Raw genomic sequence first — 18085 nt, 5'->3', positions numbered from 1 at the left:
AGTCGGAAGATCCGCAAGCGGCAACGGCCGACGACGAAGACCCCCGCCAGAACGACCAACCGGCTTACCCCGGCCCGCCAACACGACCGGCGGGACAACGGGAGCGACCACAACGTCAGCCACGCCGACCACCCCCGCCCGAAGCGGGACCGGCCGACGTCGACACGAAGATCAGATCGGCGTGGTCAAGCGCGCTCGACCACCAGTACGTCAAAAACAGCAGGGATGCTGCCAAATTGTGTCCGAGGGGGGACTTGAACCCCCACGCCCTATACGGGCACTAGCACCTCAAGCTAGCGCGTCTGCCATTCCGCCACCCGGACCTGCTCGTTCAGCCTACCGTGTCGACTCCGGCGGCTTTCACCCCGGTCAGCCACCCTGGTGGGCCGCACGGGGCATTACTGTACACGGCTCGAATGGATCATGCACATCGCCGCCGGGCAGGCGAACGGGAACTGGATCATCGCAGGTCAGGCGCCTGTTCCGGACGGCTCCGCCGGGCGGGTAGCGTCCGGACCCGGTCAAGCGGCAGCATTGCTTGCGTGTCCGCACCCTCACCCCTGGCCGCAGTCCAACACCGGGCCCTCGCCCTGCGTTCCTCCGGTGACCTGTCGGCGGCCCGCCGGCTGCTCACCGACACGATCGACTCGGCCCGCCCCGCGTACGGCGAGGACCACCCGGAGATCATGGGCACCGCGCACCTGCTCGCGAGGTTGCACCGGGAGGCCGACGAACCAGCCGCCGCCCGTCGGGTGCTGGAGGAGGCGTACGCCGCCGGCGAGCGGCGGTGGAATCCGGCCGACCCGCTGATGCTCGCCCTCGCCTTCGACCTGGCCGGGGTCGCCGAGGAGTTGGGTAACCGGCACGAGGCCCGCCGCAACTACACCCGGGTCGCCACCGCCGGGCCCGCCGTGCTCGGTGAACAGCATCCCGCCGTACGGGTCGCCCGCCAGTACCTGGGCATTCCGGCGGACCAGCCGCAGCCGGCTTCCGCCGGGACGTCGCTTCCGACAGCACCGCCGTCGCCGGCCCCGACCGGACACACCCCGCCGACGGGACCTCGCCAGGGGTACGCCCCCACGTCGACGCCCCGACCCGAAGTCGTCTCACCGACGTCCCGTCCGATCCCCGCACCGCCCACCGCTGCCGCCGATCACCCCACCCCACCCCAACCCGGCACCCCGCTGGAACCACGGGCCGCGCCTACCCACCCGGCCTCCCCCGGTCAGCCGGTGCGCACGCCACCAGCGCCCCGGCACGGCACCACCCCGGCAGCTCCCGTGCCGGACGCCGAACCCCGGGTGCCGCTGCCCAGGCAGATGTACGGTCTGCCGACCGCTCACCGACCCGGTGCACCCCGGCCCTGGCCGACATCACCCGGCCAGCAGTCCGAGCCACCGCCTCGCCCCGCACCGCAGGGCGCCACCCCGGCGGCTCCAGCAGTCACGCCACACGCCGCGCCGCCGGAAGTACCGCCACGCTCCGCTCCCGCAGCCTCGGCACCGTCCCGCCCGCACTCGGCGCCACCGGTCCCCCCGTCCGTTCCGGTCTCCGGCGGCGGACCGGCCACGTCACCCTGGGCACCGCCACACCTCCAGCCACCACACCCCCAGCCACCGCACTCCGCATCGCCGCACCTCCCTCCGCCGCGTCGCCGAGCGTCGCCGATCCCGCCCGAGCAGCCCGACCTCGGCGAGGCGGGAGCGGCGCATGGCGGCACTTCCTCGGTCGCACGGTTGCCCGTACCGCACCACGGACAGCCGACCGCGACGCCACCCGGCCCGCCGGCCCACCACGGACAGCCGGTCGTGATCCCCACCGGTCCGGCCCAGCCGACCGCGCTCCCGTCCGGGCCGCCCACCCGGCACGGCCAGCCGACCGCCCTCCCCGCCGCCCCGTTCGACGGGCGGACCGATGTCACCGGTCCGGTACGCCCGGCTGTCTCCGCCGCGACTCCGTCTGCCCCGGAGGGACGCCTCACCGGGCCGGCCAGCACACCACCTGTCGTCCCCCGGGAGCAGGAAGCCGAACCGGCGCAGGTTCCCGCGCCCCGGCTCTCCCCGGAAACCACCCCGTCACCCGCCCCCGACCGGTGGGCACCAGACCGCAACCCGCCCGCCGACCGGCCAGGACCGGCAACGCCCCCGGCCGCCGACCGGTCCGGATCAGCGACCACACCTACCGCTGACAGGTCCGGGCCGACGACACCTGCTCGCGAGCGTGGTGGGCCGAACATACTTGCGGACGACCTGTCCCCGGTCGCACCACCGTCCCCGACGGCACCACCGGACACACCAGTCGTCGCCGGGCCCTCGCCGGAACAGAACTGGGACCGGCCGACGGTGCAGGTACAGCAGATCGGACCGTTGTGGGAGGAACGGGCGCGCGACGCCGCCCGGGACCACGACGCCGCTCGGGACCAGCGGACTCCGCCAGGCGACCCGACACCGACCGGTTCGCCGCCCACCGCCACACCGTCTGCCGGACATCCCCCGTCGCCGGCACCGGCCGCGCACCCGACGCCGAGCCTCCCGACACCACCGGCACCACCGGCCACCATAATTCCGCCACCGGCAGCGGCCCGGGCTGCACCACCAACGAGCGGACCGGCAGCGAGCGGACCGGCAGCGAGCGGACCGGCAGCACCGCCACCATCGGCAGCGAGGATTCCACCAGCACCAGCAAGCGTTCCGCCGGTACCCGTGGATGCGCTCAGCAGCGCGCTGCTCAGCCCGTCGCCGCCGGGTCCACCCGGTACGTACGGCGGGTCGACAGACACCGTCCCGCCGGTTCCTCCGGTCAGCGGACCGCCCGCTCCGATGTCGCTGCCGGATCGACCGCCGTCGGCGGTCGATCCGGTGAGCGCACCTCCCGCCGGAGCACGCCCGCAGCAGGCCGACGGACCGTCGACGAGCAACGTGAGCGGGCCGTCCTCCGCGCAACACCCGCATCCGGCGGGCGGGCCACCCACCGAAACACGTCCGTATCCGACGAGCGCACCACCCGCCGGAACCCACCCGCATCCGGTGGGCGGGCCACCGGCGGCGGCACCGGCATCGCCGACCGGGACGCCTACGTACCTGGTCGACGGCCGTCAGCCGGTGGGGCCGCTCGACCGGCCGGGATCGCAGTCGCCGCCGCGGCTGCCGGCGGGCGCGTCACCTGGGTGGGACACCGGCTCCTGGGGCACGGGTGAGCCGGCATGGACCGCCGGGAGTCGCCGGGACACCGAGGACGGTCCGGTTACGGCCGACGATCCGGTGGCGCGGGGCGGGGCGGAACCGGAGACCGCCATGCTCGCCCCACCGGGGCCGGCACCGGACGGAGGGCCGGCCGCCCACGTACACCTGCCGCCGATGGAGGGAACGGGGTATCCCGAGCTCGCGCCGTCGTACCCGGTGCGGGCGGGTGGGCCGCCCGGCCGGGGTCGGCTGGTGGCCGTGACGGCGGGGGTGGTGGTGCTGCTGGCTGTCGGGGGCACGATCGGTGCGGTCATGCTGGGCCGGGAATCGACCGGTCCGGGACAGTCGACGGGTGCCGCCCCCGAAGGTACGGCCGGGCCGCCGCCGGACGACCTGAAGCTGCGCGACGACGCCGCCACCATCACGGTCACCTGGTCCGATCCGAGCAACGGGTCGGTGCCGTTCATGGTCGCGGGTGGACGGACCGGGCGGGCGCTCGGAGTGATGGCCACAGTCGACCCGGGACAGACCAGTTTCACGGTCAACGGCCTGAACGCCGAGGTGGACTACTGCTTCACCGTGTTGGCGGTCTACTCGACGAACGCGTTCGCCACCTCCGGTCAGGTCTGTACCGACCGGGTACGACCGTCGCCGAGCGGCTGACCGGGCAGCACGGACGGCACCGACCCGGGCAGCGCCGGAGGGCACCGACCCGGGCAGCGTCGGTGCGCGCAACCCCGTCCACCCCGGCACGCTGGGTGTCCGAATCGGAACGGTGCGGGTTTCGTCGTACCGGAGTGGCCCATATGATGTCCCACGGTTCAGGGCAGGACGGCCGGCACCCGGCACGCCGCCCGGGCCACCGGACGGAGGGCAGCCCGCTGTGGCCAGCATCGACGACGCCGCGACCGCCGACGCCGGAGCGTCCCGTCGGCGGTCCCGGCTACGGGGCGGGCTGGTCACTGTCGGCACGGTGACCGCGCTGGTGGCCGCGCTGGGGCTCACCCTGCTCGGCCGGGGTGCCGCCGAGGATGCGCTGGCCAGCTTCGACGCCAGCAGTTGGCTGTGGAGCAGCGCCCGGGGCGAGCTGGCCCGGGTCAACGGGATCACCGCCCGGGTGGACACCCGCAAGGAGGTCCCCGGGGCCCGGCAGCATCCGGTGCAGGTCACCCAGACCGACCGGCTGCTGGTCCTGCGGGATCTGGAGACCGGTCAGGTGAGCGCGCTCGACCTGGCCACGCTCCAGATCACCGCGACCACCCCCACGACGCCGGGGCTCGGGGTCAACGTGGTGCTGCACGACGACGCCGCGTTCGTGGTGGACGCGGTGCGGGGGGTGGTGCGGCAGCTCGACCCCCGTTCGCTGGTGCCGGTGGGCGACCCGGTGCTCTTTCCGCCGGGCATCACGGCCGGCGCGTTCGACGGTCGGGGTCGGTTGTGGATCGCGGTGCCGGCGGAGGGCACCGTCTCGGCGGTCACCGCCGCCGCGTTGCCGTCCGGGCCGGTGTCGGGGGCGGCCGACGGTCGGGGGCCCCGGCGGGTCGAGACCCATCCGGTGGCCGAGCCGAACCATGAGCTGGTCCTGTCCACCCTGGACGAGGGGGTGGCGGTGCTGGACCGGACCACAGGCGAGTTGGTGACGGTCCGGGCGGGGCAGATGCGGCGTACCGTGCTCGGGGCGACCGCCGGTGGCGCGCTGCCGGCGCGGACCAGCGGCCCGGTGGTGCCGGTGACGATCGGCGGCGACCGGCGGGTGCTCGCGGTCGGCGACGGCCGGGTGGTCACCCGGTTCGTCGTGCCGGGCAGCGGCGACCGGGTCGGGCCGGCCGTCGCCTGGGCCGGCCGGTTCTACTGTGCCGACGGGGTCACCGGCGCGGTCTACTCGTTCGACGCTGCCGGGCAGCTGGTGGAGACCATCCGCCCCGGTCGGGCGACCGGTCCGCTGGAGCTGGAGGTGCGGGAGAACCACCTGTTCGTCAATGCCCCGGGGTCGGCCACCGCCCGGGTGGTCGACGACGCGCACCGGGTGCGCACCGTCGACAAGTACGCCAACGACGTGCTGGGCGGGGATCCGCCGCCGGATCCGCCTCCGCCGCCACCGCCGCCGAAGCCCCGGGTGGGCAAGCCCGGTGCGCCCCGGCAGGTCACCGCCACCGCGGGTGACGCGCGGGCCCGGGTCGCCTGGCGGCCGGCCGCCGCGAACGGCGCGGCCGTCCTGCGGTACGTGGTGGAGGGCGCCGGTCAACGCCACGAGGTGGGGGCGAACCAGCGGGCCGTCGAGATCACCGAACTGACAAACGGGGCGACGTACACGTTCTCGGTGCACGCGGTGAACGCGAAGGGCGACGGTCCGGCCCGGCGCAGCAACCCGGTGACCCCGACCTCGGCGGTGCCCGCCCCGCCGGCGCAGGTCACCGCGCAGGCCCGCGCCGACGGCACCGTGCTGGTGCGGTGGCCGGCCGCCGACGGGCAGGGCAACCGGATCGCCCGGTACGCGGTCACCGCGACCTCGGCCGGCACGAACGCCCCGGTCGGCGAGTCGCGGCGCACCGAGCTGGTGGTGCCGGCCGGCGAGTTGACGTACGGCTCCCAGTACGCGTTCACGGTGACCTCGGTCAACGACCGGGGCGCCGCCTCGGCGGTCTCCCCGATCAGCGACACGGTGGTGCCGTTCACCGCTCCCGGCCAGCCGGCGGGGTTGCGGGCGGCCACCGTGGCCGACCGGCCGGGCACGATCGCGGTGCGGTGGTCGCCTGCGGAGGCGAACGGCAGGCCGGTGAGCCGGTACCAGGTCGACGTGGGCGGGCGGACCAGCGAGGTGACCGACACCGCGACGACTGTCACCGGGCTGGGCGACGGGCAGAACCTGATGGTCCGGGTGAAGGCGGTCAACGAGGCCGGACCGGGGCCGGAGGCCACCGCCACCGCGCGTACGGTGGCGGCGCCCCGGGTGACGGTGACCGGGTCGTCGGCGGAGGCGACGTCGGTGACTGTGACGTTCACCGTGGACGCCGGCGGCGGGGAGCCGACCTGCACCGCCGCCACCGGGGGGAAGAGCGCCACGGGCAGCTGCGCCAGCCTGCGGGTGACCGGCCTGACCCCGGGTACGGCGTACACGGTGACCGTCACGGCCAGCAACGCCGCCGGCCGGGGCACGGACACCCGGGCGCAGGGCACCGACCCGTTGTACGGCGTGGCGACCTGCGTCAACGGGCCGGACGGCGACCAGCGCACCTACTGCGACTCCGACGTGGACGGCCGCAACGGCAACGAGGTCTTCTCGGTGCCCCGGCAGGACGACGACAAGCAGGTCGGCTGGGCGAAGCCGGGCACCCGGCTGCGGACGTACTGTCGGCGGCAGGGCGAGAACGTCGACTCCTGGATCTACAACGACCAGAAGCAGAGCACCTGGTGGGTACGGGTCGACTACCAGGGGCGCAACTACATCCCCTGGGCCTGGCTCAACCTGGCCGGCGGTGACGACATCGCCGTACTACCCACCTGCTGACCAGCGCCGCCGTAGCCGAGGAGCATCCCGTCGTCGTGAACAGCACCCCCGAACCGCTCAGCCAGCCGGAGGTCCAGGGTTTCGCCGCCCTGGCCGCCCGGTTGGCGGAGAACGTCAACGCGGTAGTGCTGGGCAAGCCGGAGGTGGTGCGGTTCGCGTTGACCGCCCTGTTCGCCCAGGGGCACGTGCTGCTGGAGGACGTCCCGGGGGTGGGCAAGACCACCCTGGCGCGGGCGGTGGCGGCCACCGTGCAGGGCCAGTGGCGGCGCATCCAGTTCACCCCGGACCTGCTCCCCTCGGACGTCTCCGGGGTGACGATCTTCAACCAGGCCACCCGGGGGTTCGAGTTCCACCCGGGGCCGGTGTTCGCCAACATCGTCATCGCTGACGAGATCAACCGGGCCTCGCCGAAGACCCAGTCGGCGCTGCTGGAGGTGATGGAGGAGCGGACGGTCACGGTGGACGGTGTCCGGCACCCGGTGCCGCAGCCGTTCCTGGTGGTCGCCACCCAGAACCCGGTGGAGATGGACGGCACGTACCGGCTGCCCGAGGCCCAGCTGGACCGGTTCCTGGTGAAGCTGTCGGTGGGTTACCCGGACGAGGCGATCGAGGTGGAGGTGCTGCGCGGGGCGACGGTCCGCTCCCCCGACTCGCTGCAACCGGTCACCGACACGGCCACCGTCGGGGAGATGGTCCGGATGGCCCGCCGGGTGCACATCGCCGAACCCCTCTACGGGTACGCCGTCCGGCTGGCCACGGCCACCCGCCACCATCCGCAGGTGCGGGTGGGGGTCAGCCCCCGGGGGGTGATCGCGCTGACCCGGGCGGCCTGCGCGTACGCGCTTATCGACGGCCGGGGGTGGATCATGCCGGAGGACCTGAAGGCGCTCGTCGAGCCGGTCTTCGCCCATCGGCTGCTGCTCACCGCCGACGCGCAGGTGCGTGGGGTGACCGCCGCCGAGGTGCTGCGTCAGGCGGTGGCGTCGGTGCCGGTGCCGCTGCCGTCGGGCCAGTCGACCCCGACGCACGGCTGACCGGGCCGAGATGGGGCTCACCGCCCGGGGTGCCGGGTTGCTCGTCGCCGCGTCCGCGTTGCTGGGCGCGGGGCTCCGGTTCGCGTACCCGGAGCTGACCGTGCTGGGGGCGGCGGGCGCGGTGGCGGTCGGGCAGGCGGTGCTGGGCGCGGCCCGCCGCCCCCGGCTGGTGGTGGACCGCGCGGCCGACCCGGACCGGGTGGCGGTGGGCGAGCCCGCCCGGATGACGCTGACGGTCCGCAACGCCGGCCGGCTGCGGGTGACCACCCTGCTGGCCGTGGACCGCTGCGCGGACCGCCCGGTGCCGGTGCCGCTGCTGCGGCTGCGCCCCGGCCGGGACACCACCCTCGGGTACGACGTACCGACCCGTCGGCGTGGGGTGCTACCGGTGGGACCGCTGCGGGTGACCCGCCGCGACCCGCTGGGCCTGTACGCCGCGACCCGCCCGTACGGGCCGGCGACGGTGATCCGGGTGCATCCGCGGGTGTTCCCGTTGACGGCGGTGCCGACCGGGGCGGGGCGCAGTCTGGACGGTCGGGTGGACGGGGTGCCGCATGGGTCGATCACCTTCGACTCGTTACGCGAGTACGTGGTCGGCGACGAGTTGCGCCGGGTGCACTGGCGGACCAGCGCCCGGGTGGGTGAGCTGATGGTGCGGGAGAACGTGGACACCAGCCTGCCCCGGATCGTGGTGCTGTTGGACAACCGGGCCGCCGCCCACCCGGAGCGGGCCGGCGGGGTGGCCGGGTCGTTCGAGTCGGCCTGCGAGGCGGCGGCCTCACTGGTGGTGGCCGCGTTCCGCCAGGACCTGCCGGTGGTGCTGCTGCTCGTGGATCCGGGGGACGACCGGGCCGCCGATCCGCCGCTCGACCGGCTGGCCGCGGTGGCCCTGACCGACTCCGGCTCCGACGGGGTGCTGGGTGCGATGCTGACCCGGCTACGCGGGGACCGGTCCGGTGACACGCTGGTCTTCCTCACCGGCCCCGGTGGCCGCGACGACCTCGGCCGGGTGGGTGCGCTGCGCGGGGCGTACCCGTCGGTGGTGGTGGGGGTGCTCGGTGCGGCCGGGCCGACGTCCGCGGCGGCCGGGCCGGTGGTGCTCGACGCGGTCGACGGCGCGGCGTTCGCCGCCGGGTGGGACGCGGTGCGCCGATGGTGACGGTGACCGACCCGCACGACGGGCCCGGCCGCCGGCCCCGACCGGAGGCCGACAGCGGTGGTCCGGCCGGCGACGGACCGGAACGGGCGGAGGCCGACGGTAGTGGTCCGGCCGAAGCGGGGTGGAACCGGGCGACGGGCCGGATCGCCGGGCGGGTGCTGCGGGCCGCCGTGGTGCCGACGGCGCTTGTCGCCGCCATCGGTCTGACCGGGGTGGTGCTCGGCCGGGTGTACGCCGGCGACCTGCTGACCCGGCTGGTGTGCGGTGCGGCCCTGGGCGCGGTGCTGGTCAGCGTGGCGGCCCGCCGGTTGCCGTCCTGGCTGGTGGCGCCGCTGTCGGTGGCCGCCATGCTCGGGTGGACGGCCTGGTCGGTGCGGCTCGCCGCCGCCCACGCCGGACTGCCGGGCAGCTTCCTCGACGTGGCCGCCGACGCCGCCGGCAACGCGGTACCCCGACTGCTCACCGCGATGATCCCGGTCGAGCCGGCACCGGACACGGTGCTGCTGCCGGTGGTCGCGGCCTGGTTGGCCGGGCTGGGCGGCGCCGAGGTGGCGCTGCGGGCCGGTCGGGTGCTGCTCGGCTTCCTGCCGGCCTCCGCGCTCTACGCCGGGGGCGTCTACGTGGTCGGCCCGAACGCGGCACCGGCGACAGGGGTGTCGGTGGCCTTCGCCGGCCTGGTCGCGGTGGCCCTGGTCGGGGCACGCGCCCCGGGGCCGGACCCGACCGCCGGGCTGGCACCGGCGGTGCGGGCCACCGTCCGGGTCCGGGCGGCGGCGGTCACCGCCGCCGTGGTGGCGGTGGTGGTCGGGGCGGCGGCCCTGCTGGGTCCGGTGCTCGCCGGGCTGGTCGACGAGCGGCCGGTGGACCCGCGTCGCTACGTGCCGCCGCCCCGGGTGGAGTCGCTTGACGAGAACCCGCTGATCCGGATCTCCGGGTGGGCGCTGGACCCGCAGCGCAAGCTGCTGGACGTGTCGACCCGGCCCTCCACCGACGGGCCGACCACCATCCGGCTGGCGGTGCTCAGCGACTACGACGGGGTCACCTGGCGGGTGGGGGCGACCTACCGCACCGCCGGACGGGTCCTGCCGGTCGGGGAGCCGGGATCGGGGACGGTGGACACCGTCCGGCAGGAGATCACCGTGGCCGGGTTGACCGGTCGGCTGCTGCCGGCGGTGGCCACCCCCCGTTCGGTCGACGGCGCCCGGGTGGCGTACGACCCGGAGAGCGGGACGCTGATCCGACCGGAGGGGTTGGTACCGGGGTTGGCGTACACGGTCACCTCGGCACGGGAACGGCCGGACTCGAACCTGCTCGGCACCGCCGACGTACCTGCCGGCGCGGAGGTGGCCCGGGTGTTGCGGGTGGCCGACGGGACACCGGAACCGATGCGCCGGCTCGCCGCCCAACTCGCCGAGGAGAACGGCGCCCCGTACGCGCGGGCGGCGGCGGTGGAGCAGTTCCTCGCCGAGCACTACCGGCTGGTGGCGGACGCCCCGAGCGGGCACGCGTACCCGAATCTGGAGTTCTTCCTGTTCGGGCCGCGTAACGGCGGCGGTCAGCGGGGCACCTCCGAGCAGTTCGCCGCCGCCTTCGCAGTGCTGGGCCGGTTGGTCGGCCTACCCACCCGGGTGGTGGTGGGGTTCACCTCCCGGGGGGACGGGCCGGTCCGGGCCGCCGACGCGTACGCCTGGCCGGAGGTGCTCTTCGCCGGGGTGGGGTGGGTGCCGTTCGATCCGCTGCCCCGACCGGACAGCGCGCCCCGCCCGGTGGAGGAGGACTTCCGACCGGCCCCGCAGAGCCCACCACCGTCGGAGGTGCCCGAGCCGACCCTGACCCCACCGACCACCCCACCGGCGGCGGCCGGGCCGGTGCGGAACGGTGACGGCCGGGACGGGTCGACGCCGGCGCTGGTGGTCGGCGGCGTGGGGGTGCTGCTGCTGGCCGGGGTGACGGTGGGGGCGCTGGTCGGGCGGCGCCGGGCGCAGACCCGGGCCCGGTTGACCCGGGGCGATCCGGCAACCCGGGTGTTCGGCGCGTGGCGGCACGTCACGGACGCGCTACGACTGTCGGGGCGACCGGTCGGCGGGCAGCTCTCCGCCACCGAGGTGGCCGAACAGGCCCGGCGCGCCCTCGCCGAGGACTCCGGACGCGCCGGGGACTCCGGACGCGCCGGGGACTCCGGACGCGCCGGGGACTCCGGACGCGCCGGGGACGAGGTGCCGCTGACGGAGTTGGCCGGGCTGCTCAACCAGGCGGCCTTCGCCCCCGGCACGCTGACCGACGCCCAGGCCGATCGGGCCCGGGGTATCGCCGAGGGCTATGCGGCAGCCCTGCGGGCGGCCCGGCCCCGCTGGCGGCGGCTGCTCTGGTCGGTACGCCCCGGCCCGCTGCGCTGGCCCCGCTGACGCTCCCACCGACCGACACCCGCCGATCGCCACCCGACATCCGGCAACCCGCGGAGGGTGGACAGCGGGGCCGGCAGGCAGCGGGCAGCGGCAGGCAGCAGGCAGCGGCAGGCAGCAGGCAGCGGCAGGCAGCGGGCAGCGGCGTCGACCCCGGCGGGCGGCGGGCGTGGGCGACGGCTACGGGGAGGGCGACGGCGGGCTGGCGGCGCGCAGCCGGCGGACCAGTTTGCGCAGGCCGGCCTGCCACCCGTCCGGGTCCTCGGCGCGGCGTAGCGCGTACCCGGCGACCTCCGGGTGGGGCAGGATGAGGAAGCGCTCCTCGGCCAGCCCGGCCACCGCCGCGTCGGCCACCTGGTCGCCGGTGAGCACCGCGCCGGAGGCGGCGATCACCCGGGCGGCCAGGTGGCCGGTGGCGAGCCCGTCGGCGAGCATCGGGGTGTCCACCCCCTGCGGGCAGAGCGCGCTGACCCGGATGCCCTGGTCCCGGTAGGTGATCGCCAGCCACTCGGCCAACCCGACCGCCGCGTGCTTGGTGGCGGTGTACGGGGCGTCGCCGACCGCGGTCAGCACCCCGGCCGCCGAGCAGGTGTGCATCAGGTAGCCGCCGCCCCGGGCCAGCATTCCGGGCAGCACGGCGCGGGCGGCGTACACGTGGGCCAGCACGTTGACCCGCCAGGCCCGGTCCCAGTCGGCGTCGGGGGCCTCGATGCCGACGCCGGTGGCCACGCCCGCGTTGGCGCAGAACAGGTCGATCCGGCCGTACCGTCGCTCGGTGTCGGCCACCAGGTCGCGGACCTGGCCCTCGTCGGCGGCGTCGACGGCGACCCCCCGGGCGACCGGGCCGACGGCCTCGGCCACCGCGGCGGTCGCCGCGGCGTCCAGGTCGGCCAGGACGACGGCGGCGGCACCCTCGGCGGCGAAGCGGCGGGCCAGCGCCGACCCGATGCCACCGGCTCCTCCGGTGATCACCACCACCCGGTCGGTCAGGTTCATCTCAACCCCGTTCCGCCGGCTGCCCGGCCGGCCCGCTGCCCGGAGCCGGCGGCGCTTCCGGCGCCGGCAGCGGGCCGGTCCGGCCTCCCGGGGTCGACGGTGGACCCAGCCGGGCGATCAGCTCGCCCAATGCGGCGGCCCCACCGGCAGCCAGTTCCGGAGTGGGCAGCAGGGCGAGCACCGGCACGTCCACCCCGGCGTCGGCGTAGCGGCGGACCTGGTCGCGGCAGTGTTCGGGCGAGCCGTGCAGGATCAGCGCGTCGACCACGTCGTCCGGCACGGCCGCGGCGGCGGCCCGCCGGTCACCGGCCGCCCAGGCCGCCCAGACTCCGCCGAGCGCCGACTCCCGCCCCAGCCAGCGGTGGAACTCCGCGTACGCGGGGACGGTGAGGTAGCTGGTGATCAACCGGCGACCGAGGGCGCGGGCGTGGTCGACGTCCTCGGTGGGGCAGACGAAGATCCGGGCGACCACGTCGAAGTCCGGGCCGCGACCGCCCAGCTCGGCCAGCGCCCTGGGGACGTCGGCGGCGGCCAGCCAGTTGAGGATCACCCCGTCGGCCTCGGCGGCGGCCAGCCGCAGCATCCCCGGGCGCAGCGCGGCGAGCAGCACCGGCGGTGGGCTGGCCGGCGGGCGTTCCAGGGTGAACCGGCGGACCTGGAAGGTGTCGAACGCCCCGTCGACCGTCTCGCCCCGCAGCGCCGGCCTGAGGAACCGCAGCAGGTCGCGGGTACGCCGGAACGGCTCGGTGTACGGCACCGCGTTCCAGTCCCCCACCACCACCGGCGAGGACGCGCCGATGCCCAACGCGAACCGGCCCGGGGCGGCCTCGGCCAGCGCCGCCGCGCTCATCGCCAGCAGGCCCGGCCCCCGGGTGAAGGCGGGGGTGATCGCGGTGCCCAGCCGCAGGTCGGGCTGCCAGGCGGCGGCCAGCGCCAGCGGGGTGAACGCGTCGGTGCCGTTGACCTCCGACGACCACAGGTCGGTGAAGCCGGCCCGCGCCAGGGCCGCGTAGCAGGCGGCGTGCGCGGCGAGCGGGACGCCGGCCAGCGGCACCGTGAAGCCCCATCGGTTCGTCATCCGGTCGATCGTGCCCGCTCACCCCCGACGGAACAAGGGTGGATTGTCGCGTTGACCGTCGCCGGGCCCGGCCGGGGTGTTACGAACCCCTGGTGGGCCGGGCCGACGGTGGACGCCGACGATCATGACGAGCGGCGACCAGGCCGCTCCGCTGCGGCGTACCGAATCGACCCAGCGGGCGACCTTCCTGGAGCTCTTCTTCGACCTGGTGTACGTCTTCGCGCTCACCCGCATCTCGTTCCGTGCCTTCGAGGACCTGGCCCTGGAGCCGGGCAGCGCGACCGGCTGGTCACCGATCACCGGGGGCGGCAAGACGCTGCTGCTGATCCTCGCGCTCTGGGCGGTGTGGCAGAGCACCGCGTGGACCACCAGCCGTTACGACCCGCACCACGGCTGGCTCCAGTTCGTGGTGATCAGCGCCCTGGTCTGCAGCATGGTGATGGGGGGTGGCCATCCCCCGCGCGTTCACCTCCACCGGGGTCGCCTTCGCGGTGGCGTACGTGGCGGCGCAGGTGTCCCGCCCGGGGCTGCTGCTACTGGCCCTCGGCCGGCACGAGTACCGGCGGATCAAGCTGCGCATGCTGATCACCTACTGTGCCACCGGGGTGCTCTGGCTGACCGGCGCGTTCCTGCCCACCACCGCCCGGGTGGTGCTCTGGGCGTCGGCGCTGGGCGTCGAATACCTGGCCGCCCGGTTCGGGTGGCCGGTGCCGGGGCTCGGCCGGTCGACGGCGAGCCGCTGGGACGTCGCCGGGGAACACCTGGCCGAGCGGTACCAGCAGTTCTTCCTGGTCGCCTTGGGCGAGACGATCCTGGTGGGCGGGTTGGCGTACAGCACGGGACCGTTCGACCCGGCCCGTACCGGCGCGTTCGCGGTGGCGTTGCTGACCTCGGTGCTGCTGTGGCGGATCTACGTGCAGCGGGCCGGGCAGATCCTCGCCGAGGCGGTGGTGCGGTCGAGGCACCCGTCGAACACCGGCCGGTCGGCGGCCGACACCCACCTGGTGATGGTGGTGGGGCTGGTCGGCACGGCGATCGGCTACGAGTTGACCATCGAGCACCCGCTCGCCGTCCCCGAGGATGCCTGGGTGGTGATGGTGGTGGGTGGGCCGGGGCTCTTCCTGCTCGGCCGGGCCCGGTTCGAGTACGAGGTGTTCGGCCGGGTGTCGCCGTCCCGGTGGATCGCCGCGGGCGTCCTGGTGGTGCTGCTTCCACTGCTGTTGCACGTACCGCCGCTGGGCTCCGCCACCGACTTCGCCCATGATCGGGTAGCGATTATGGACACGACACGCCGATGAATCACTCCAGAATCCTTACCCGATCATGAAGCCCACCCCTTCGCTCAACCGCCGAAGGACAGCCAGCGGACGGCAGCCGCCACCACCGCCCGTTCCCGGCCGGCGAGCGGGGCACGGCCGGTGGCCTTGCGGATCAGGGTGAGCCTGTCCCAGCCGAGCCCGGCCGGGACAGGCCGGCCTCCGGTGAGCAGATCGGCGATCACCTGGGCGGCGGTGGGCGTGAGCCACGGCTCGCGGTTCAGGGCCACCGCCAGGTCCAGCCCGTGCACACCGACCTCCACCACCCGGGTCACCAGGAACTCGGGCAGGCTCATCGGGTCACCGTGCCGGGTACGGACGACCCGGTCGGCGGGCTGCACCGCCACGGCCGCGTCGGTGGCCCGCCAGGCAGCGGTGAAGGCCGCCGCGGTCGTCAACGGGGTCTCCGGCTCGGGCAAGTCGACGCTTGTCAACGACATCCTGTACACCGCCACGTCGGCAGGCAACCGGGCATCGTCCGCCATGTCCGGACCGGTGGGAGGCCCGGGCAGTCGAGGGGCCTCACCTGGTCCGGCCAGTTCGGGGAGGTCGCGGGCCGCCCGACGGGCGCTGTCGATCCGGGCCGCGTCGACCTGCGGGGTGAACTTGGCGGCACCGAAGTAGCCGGCGGCGTCGACCTCGGCGCGGGGCGGCGCGGGCGCGGCCAGCATGTCGACCAGGCGACCGGCACCGGTACGGACGTGGGCGACCAGGTCCCGCACCGCCCAGGGTGGGCAGGGCGTGGGCCGGTCGAGGTCCGTGACGGCCAGCGTACGCAGGATCGTGTCCAGTTGGGCACACTCGTCGCGGAACGCCGTGCTTACCGCCTCGATGCCGCCCGCCGACCGTGCTGCGCCCATGGTCGTAGCCTCGCATCCGGTTTCGTCGACGTGCGCCCGGGTACCCGCGCCGGGTCGAGGAGAGGGGGCGGTCGCCAGATGGCCGGGTTGATGCTGCGCAGCACCGCGTTCACCGATCACGACCTGCTGCCGGGGCGGTTCGCCCGGGACGGCGGCAACGTGTCACCGCCGTTGCAGTGGTCCGACGTGCCGTCGACGGCGACCGAACTGCTACTGCTGGTGGAGGACCCGGACGCCGGGCGCAGCCCGTTCCTGCACTGGCTGGTCACCGGCATCTCCCCCACCTCGGACGGGGTGGCCGAGGGCACCCTGCCCGGGGGTGCTCGGGCGTGGCCCAACGGCTTCGGGACGACGGGCTGGGCCGGGCCGCACCCGCCGCAGGGCGAGGAGGCGCACCGGTACTTCTTCCGGCTGTACGCGTTGGACCGTCCGCTGGACCTGACCGACGAGCCGCAGGCGGCCGACGTGCACGCGGCGCTCGCCGGCCGGCAACTGGCCAGCGGCACCATGGTGGGGACGTACCGGCGTTAGCCCTTCCAGCGGGGCACCAGGCGGTGCACGGAGAGCAGCACCAGCGCCGCCACCACCCCCATGGTGCCGGCGATGCCGGCGGCGCTGCCCGCGTACCCGATGAACAGGGTGCGGCGGCCCAGCTCGTCCACCGGCACCTGCTGCTGGTCGAGCAGGCCGGACAGGGCCAGCCCGCAGCCGAGGACGGCGAGCAGACCGCCGACGCCGAGCACGGTGGCGGCCACCTTGTGCGCGTCGTCCGGGGCCACCTGCGCCTGCTCGTGCTGGAAGATCAGCAGGAGCAGACCGGCCAGCGCCGCCCAGACCCCGACGACCAGGAACGCGGCGATCGCGTCGCTGGGCCGGTGCCAGCCGGCGGAGAGGGTGGCCACCCCGGCGACCGCCGCGTACGCGACGCCGAGGAACGCGCCGACGACGCGCACCTTGGCCGGCAGCACCAGGATCAGCGCCAGCGCCACCGAGGCGGCGATGGTGGTGTGTCCACTGGGCAGGCTGTTGCCGACCCCGTCGCGCTGCGGGTCGATGCCCAGTGCCGGCCGGTCGATGACGTACTTGAGCACCTGGGTGGTGACGTTCGCCCCGGCGATCACCAGGGTGGCCGAGATGGCGAGCGCCTTGCGGCCCCTGATCAGGGCGATGAAGAAGATCACCACGGTGGCGGCCAGCAGGGAGACCACAGACATGGCGTTGAGGATCCGACTGACCAGCCCGTCGATGCGGTCCTGACCGATCCGGTTGCCGGTCAACGCGACCGTGTCGAGCCACTGCCCGGTGCCGGTGTGCACGGCGAAGCGCCACACCAGCAGCAGAGCGGCCGCCTGGACCAACGCCAGTACGACCAACCAGACCGCGGTCCAACCCCTTGCCGTCGCTCGCACCCGCACACCGTAGCGGCAAGCCCGGCCCGTCGCGCGCGGGGCCACCGATCCGGTGCGGATACTTGGCATCCGGACCACGGGAGGTGACGGTGACCGGCACACCGCAGCACGGAAGACCGGCCCAGGACCGGGCGGCCCAGGACCGGGCGGCACCGGACCGGGCGGCACCGGACCGGGCGACACCGGACCGCGCGGCACCGGACCGACCAGTAGCGGACCAGCAGGCAGCGGACCGGGCCGCACGGGAACCGTCGACCCCGCAGCCGGAGCTGCCGGACCCGTCGGCACCGGAGCCGGTGGAGTCGTTGGCCGGTCTGCTCGGTGGGCGGGGTGGCACGGTCGACGCGACCCTGCCGCCGGTGGCGTTCACGATCGGCTGGCTGGCGACCGGACGCTCGGTCGTCGGCGGGGTGGCCGCAGCCGTGCTGGTCGGCACGGCGGTGGCGCTGTGGCGGTGGCGGCGCGGGGACCGTCCCCGGGCGGTGCTGATCGGGCTGCTGGCGGTCTGCCTGGCCGCGGTGGTGGCGCTGCGCACCGGCCGGGCGGTCGACTTCTTCGCGGTGCAGGTCTTCTCGAACCTGGCCAGCGCGCTGGTCTGGGTGGTCAGCATCGTGGTACGCCGACCGCTGCTCGGGGTGGTCGTCGGGGCGGCCCTGCGGCAGCGGGGGCGGTGGCGACGCGACCCGGCGCTGCTGCGGGCGTACGGGCGGGGCAGCTGGGTGTGGGCGGCCACGTACGCCGTGCGGGTGGCGGTGTTCCTGCCGCTGTGGCTGGGCGGGCAGGTGCTCGCGTTGACCGTGGCCCGGGTCGCGCTGACCTGGCCGCTGGTGGCGGCGGCGCTGACGGTGAGCTGGGTGGTGATCCGCCGCTCGCTGCCGGCCGGTCATCCGGGGCTGCGCCACCCGGTGGAGCCGGGGTGAGGTGCGGGGTGGAGCCCCGTCAGAGCCGGCGTGGGACCGGGTGAGGTGCGGGGCCGGCCGGTGCTCCGGCGGAGTCGCGGTGAGCGACCGGTGCCCCGGCAGACCGGGGGCGGGAACGTTAATGGAGAGGCCGCCACGGGGGGAGCGGCCTCTCCGATCAACACGGTACTCCGTCATACGGCGTCGCGTTATCCCGCGCGCCCTCTTTTTTCGCGGCTTTC

Annotated in this window: 11 protein-coding genes, 1 tRNA gene and 3 pseudogenes; 10 read left to right on the top strand and 5 right to left on the bottom strand. The window is 75.2% G+C overall.

Going from position 1 to position 18085, the window contains the following annotated elements:
• Positions 1 to 239 precede the first annotated feature (239 nt).
• Positions 240 to 323 (bottom strand) — tRNA-Leu (locus AC0AIB_RS17115).
• A 93-nt stretch (positions 324 to 416) separates the two neighbouring features.
• On the opposite strand from AC0AIB_RS17115, the pseudogene AC0AIB_RS17110 reads away from it, so the two are divergent.
• From AC0AIB_RS17110 to AC0AIB_RS17085, 6 genes and pseudogenes are all read left to right on the top strand, one after another.
• Positions 417 to 716, top strand: a pseudogene (locus AC0AIB_RS17110) (hypothetical protein); the annotation flags it as partial.
• Between the two features lie 2577 nt (positions 717 to 3293).
• On the top strand, positions 3294 to 3845 hold the full coding sequence (locus AC0AIB_RS17105; protein WP_328349125.1) for a fibronectin type III domain-containing protein: 552 nt from the start codon (positions 3294 to 3296) through the stop codon (positions 3843 to 3845).
• Between the two features lie 220 nt (positions 3846 to 4065).
• Complete coding sequence (locus AC0AIB_RS17100; protein WP_465097041.1) at positions 4066 to 6690, top strand: fibronectin type III domain-containing protein; 2625 nt, start codon at positions 4066 to 4068, stop codon at positions 6688 to 6690.
• Between the two features lie 35 nt (positions 6691 to 6725).
• Complete coding sequence (locus AC0AIB_RS17095; protein WP_328345203.1) at positions 6726 to 7724, top strand: AAA family ATPase; 999 nt, start codon at positions 6726 to 6728, stop codon at positions 7722 to 7724.
• A gap of 10 nt (positions 7725 to 7734) precedes the next feature.
• Positions 7735 to 8883: a DUF58 domain-containing protein gene (locus AC0AIB_RS17090; protein ID WP_465097040.1), complete on the top strand. Its 1149-nt coding sequence runs from the start codon at positions 7735 to 7737 to the stop codon at positions 8881 to 8883.
• A complete protein-coding gene (locus tag AC0AIB_RS17085; protein ID WP_465097039.1) occupies positions 8877 to 11288 on the top strand; it encodes a transglutaminase TgpA family protein in 2412 nt (803 codons plus the stop codon). Before AC0AIB_RS17090 ends, AC0AIB_RS17085 begins: the two co-directional genes overlap by 7 nt.
• A gap of 177 nt (positions 11289 to 11465) precedes the next feature.
• On the opposite strand, the gene AC0AIB_RS17080 is transcribed toward AC0AIB_RS17085, so the two are convergent.
• Both AC0AIB_RS17080 and AC0AIB_RS17075 read right to left on the bottom strand, forming a co-directional pair.
• Positions 11466 to 12281 carry an SDR family oxidoreductase gene (locus AC0AIB_RS17080; protein WP_328345197.1) on the bottom strand — a complete coding sequence of 272 codons (816 nt, stop codon included), beginning with the start codon at positions 12279 to 12281 and terminating at the stop codon, positions 11466 to 11468.
• Positions 12282 to 12384: 103 nt separating this feature from the next.
• Positions 12385 to 13359 (bottom strand): annotated as a pseudogene (locus AC0AIB_RS17075) (LLM class F420-dependent oxidoreductase); the annotation flags it as partial.
• A 124-nt stretch (positions 13360 to 13483) separates the two neighbouring features.
• Here AC0AIB_RS17075 and AC0AIB_RS17070 point away from each other — a divergent pair.
• Positions 13484 to 13759 (top strand): annotated as a pseudogene (locus AC0AIB_RS17070) (low temperature requirement protein A); the annotation flags it as partial.
• A gap of 46 nt (positions 13760 to 13805) precedes the next feature.
• Entirely contained in the window at positions 13806 to 14657 is an 852-nt protein-coding gene (locus AC0AIB_RS17065; RefSeq protein ID WP_465097038.1) for a low temperature requirement protein A, read from the top strand.
• Between the two features lie 44 nt (positions 14658 to 14701).
• Here AC0AIB_RS17065 and AC0AIB_RS17060 read toward each other — a convergent pair whose 3' ends face one another.
• The gene (locus AC0AIB_RS17060; protein ID WP_328345193.1) at positions 14702 to 15535 is read right to left on the bottom strand and encodes a maleylpyruvate isomerase N-terminal domain-containing protein; all 834 of its coding nucleotides are present in this window, start codon (positions 15533 to 15535) and stop codon (positions 14702 to 14704) included.
• Positions 15536 to 15613: 78 nt separating this feature from the next.
• On the opposite strand from AC0AIB_RS17060, the gene AC0AIB_RS17055 reads away from it, so the two are divergent.
• A complete protein-coding gene (locus AC0AIB_RS17055; protein ID WP_328345191.1) occupies positions 15614 to 16066 on the top strand; it encodes a YbhB/YbcL family Raf kinase inhibitor-like protein in 453 nt (150 codons plus the stop codon).
• On the opposite strand, the gene AC0AIB_RS17050 is transcribed toward AC0AIB_RS17055, so the two are convergent.
• Complete coding sequence (locus tag AC0AIB_RS17050; RefSeq protein ID WP_328345189.1) at positions 16063 to 16950, bottom strand: phosphatase PAP2 family protein; 888 nt, start codon at positions 16948 to 16950, stop codon at positions 16063 to 16065. The genes AC0AIB_RS17055 and AC0AIB_RS17050 overlap by 4 nt on opposite strands.
• Positions 16951 to 17213: 263 nt before the next feature.
• Here AC0AIB_RS17050 and AC0AIB_RS17045 point away from each other — a divergent pair, with 263 nt between their 5' ends.
• Positions 17214 to 17864, top strand: a complete 651-nt coding sequence (locus AC0AIB_RS17045; RefSeq protein WP_328348741.1) for a DUF3159 domain-containing protein — start codon at positions 17214 to 17216, stop codon at positions 17862 to 17864.
• Positions 17865 to 18085 lie beyond the last annotated feature (221 nt).

The organism is Micromonospora sp. DSM 43699 (assembly GCF_055517075.1).
This window is presented reverse-complemented; position numbering and strand designations above follow the sequence as displayed.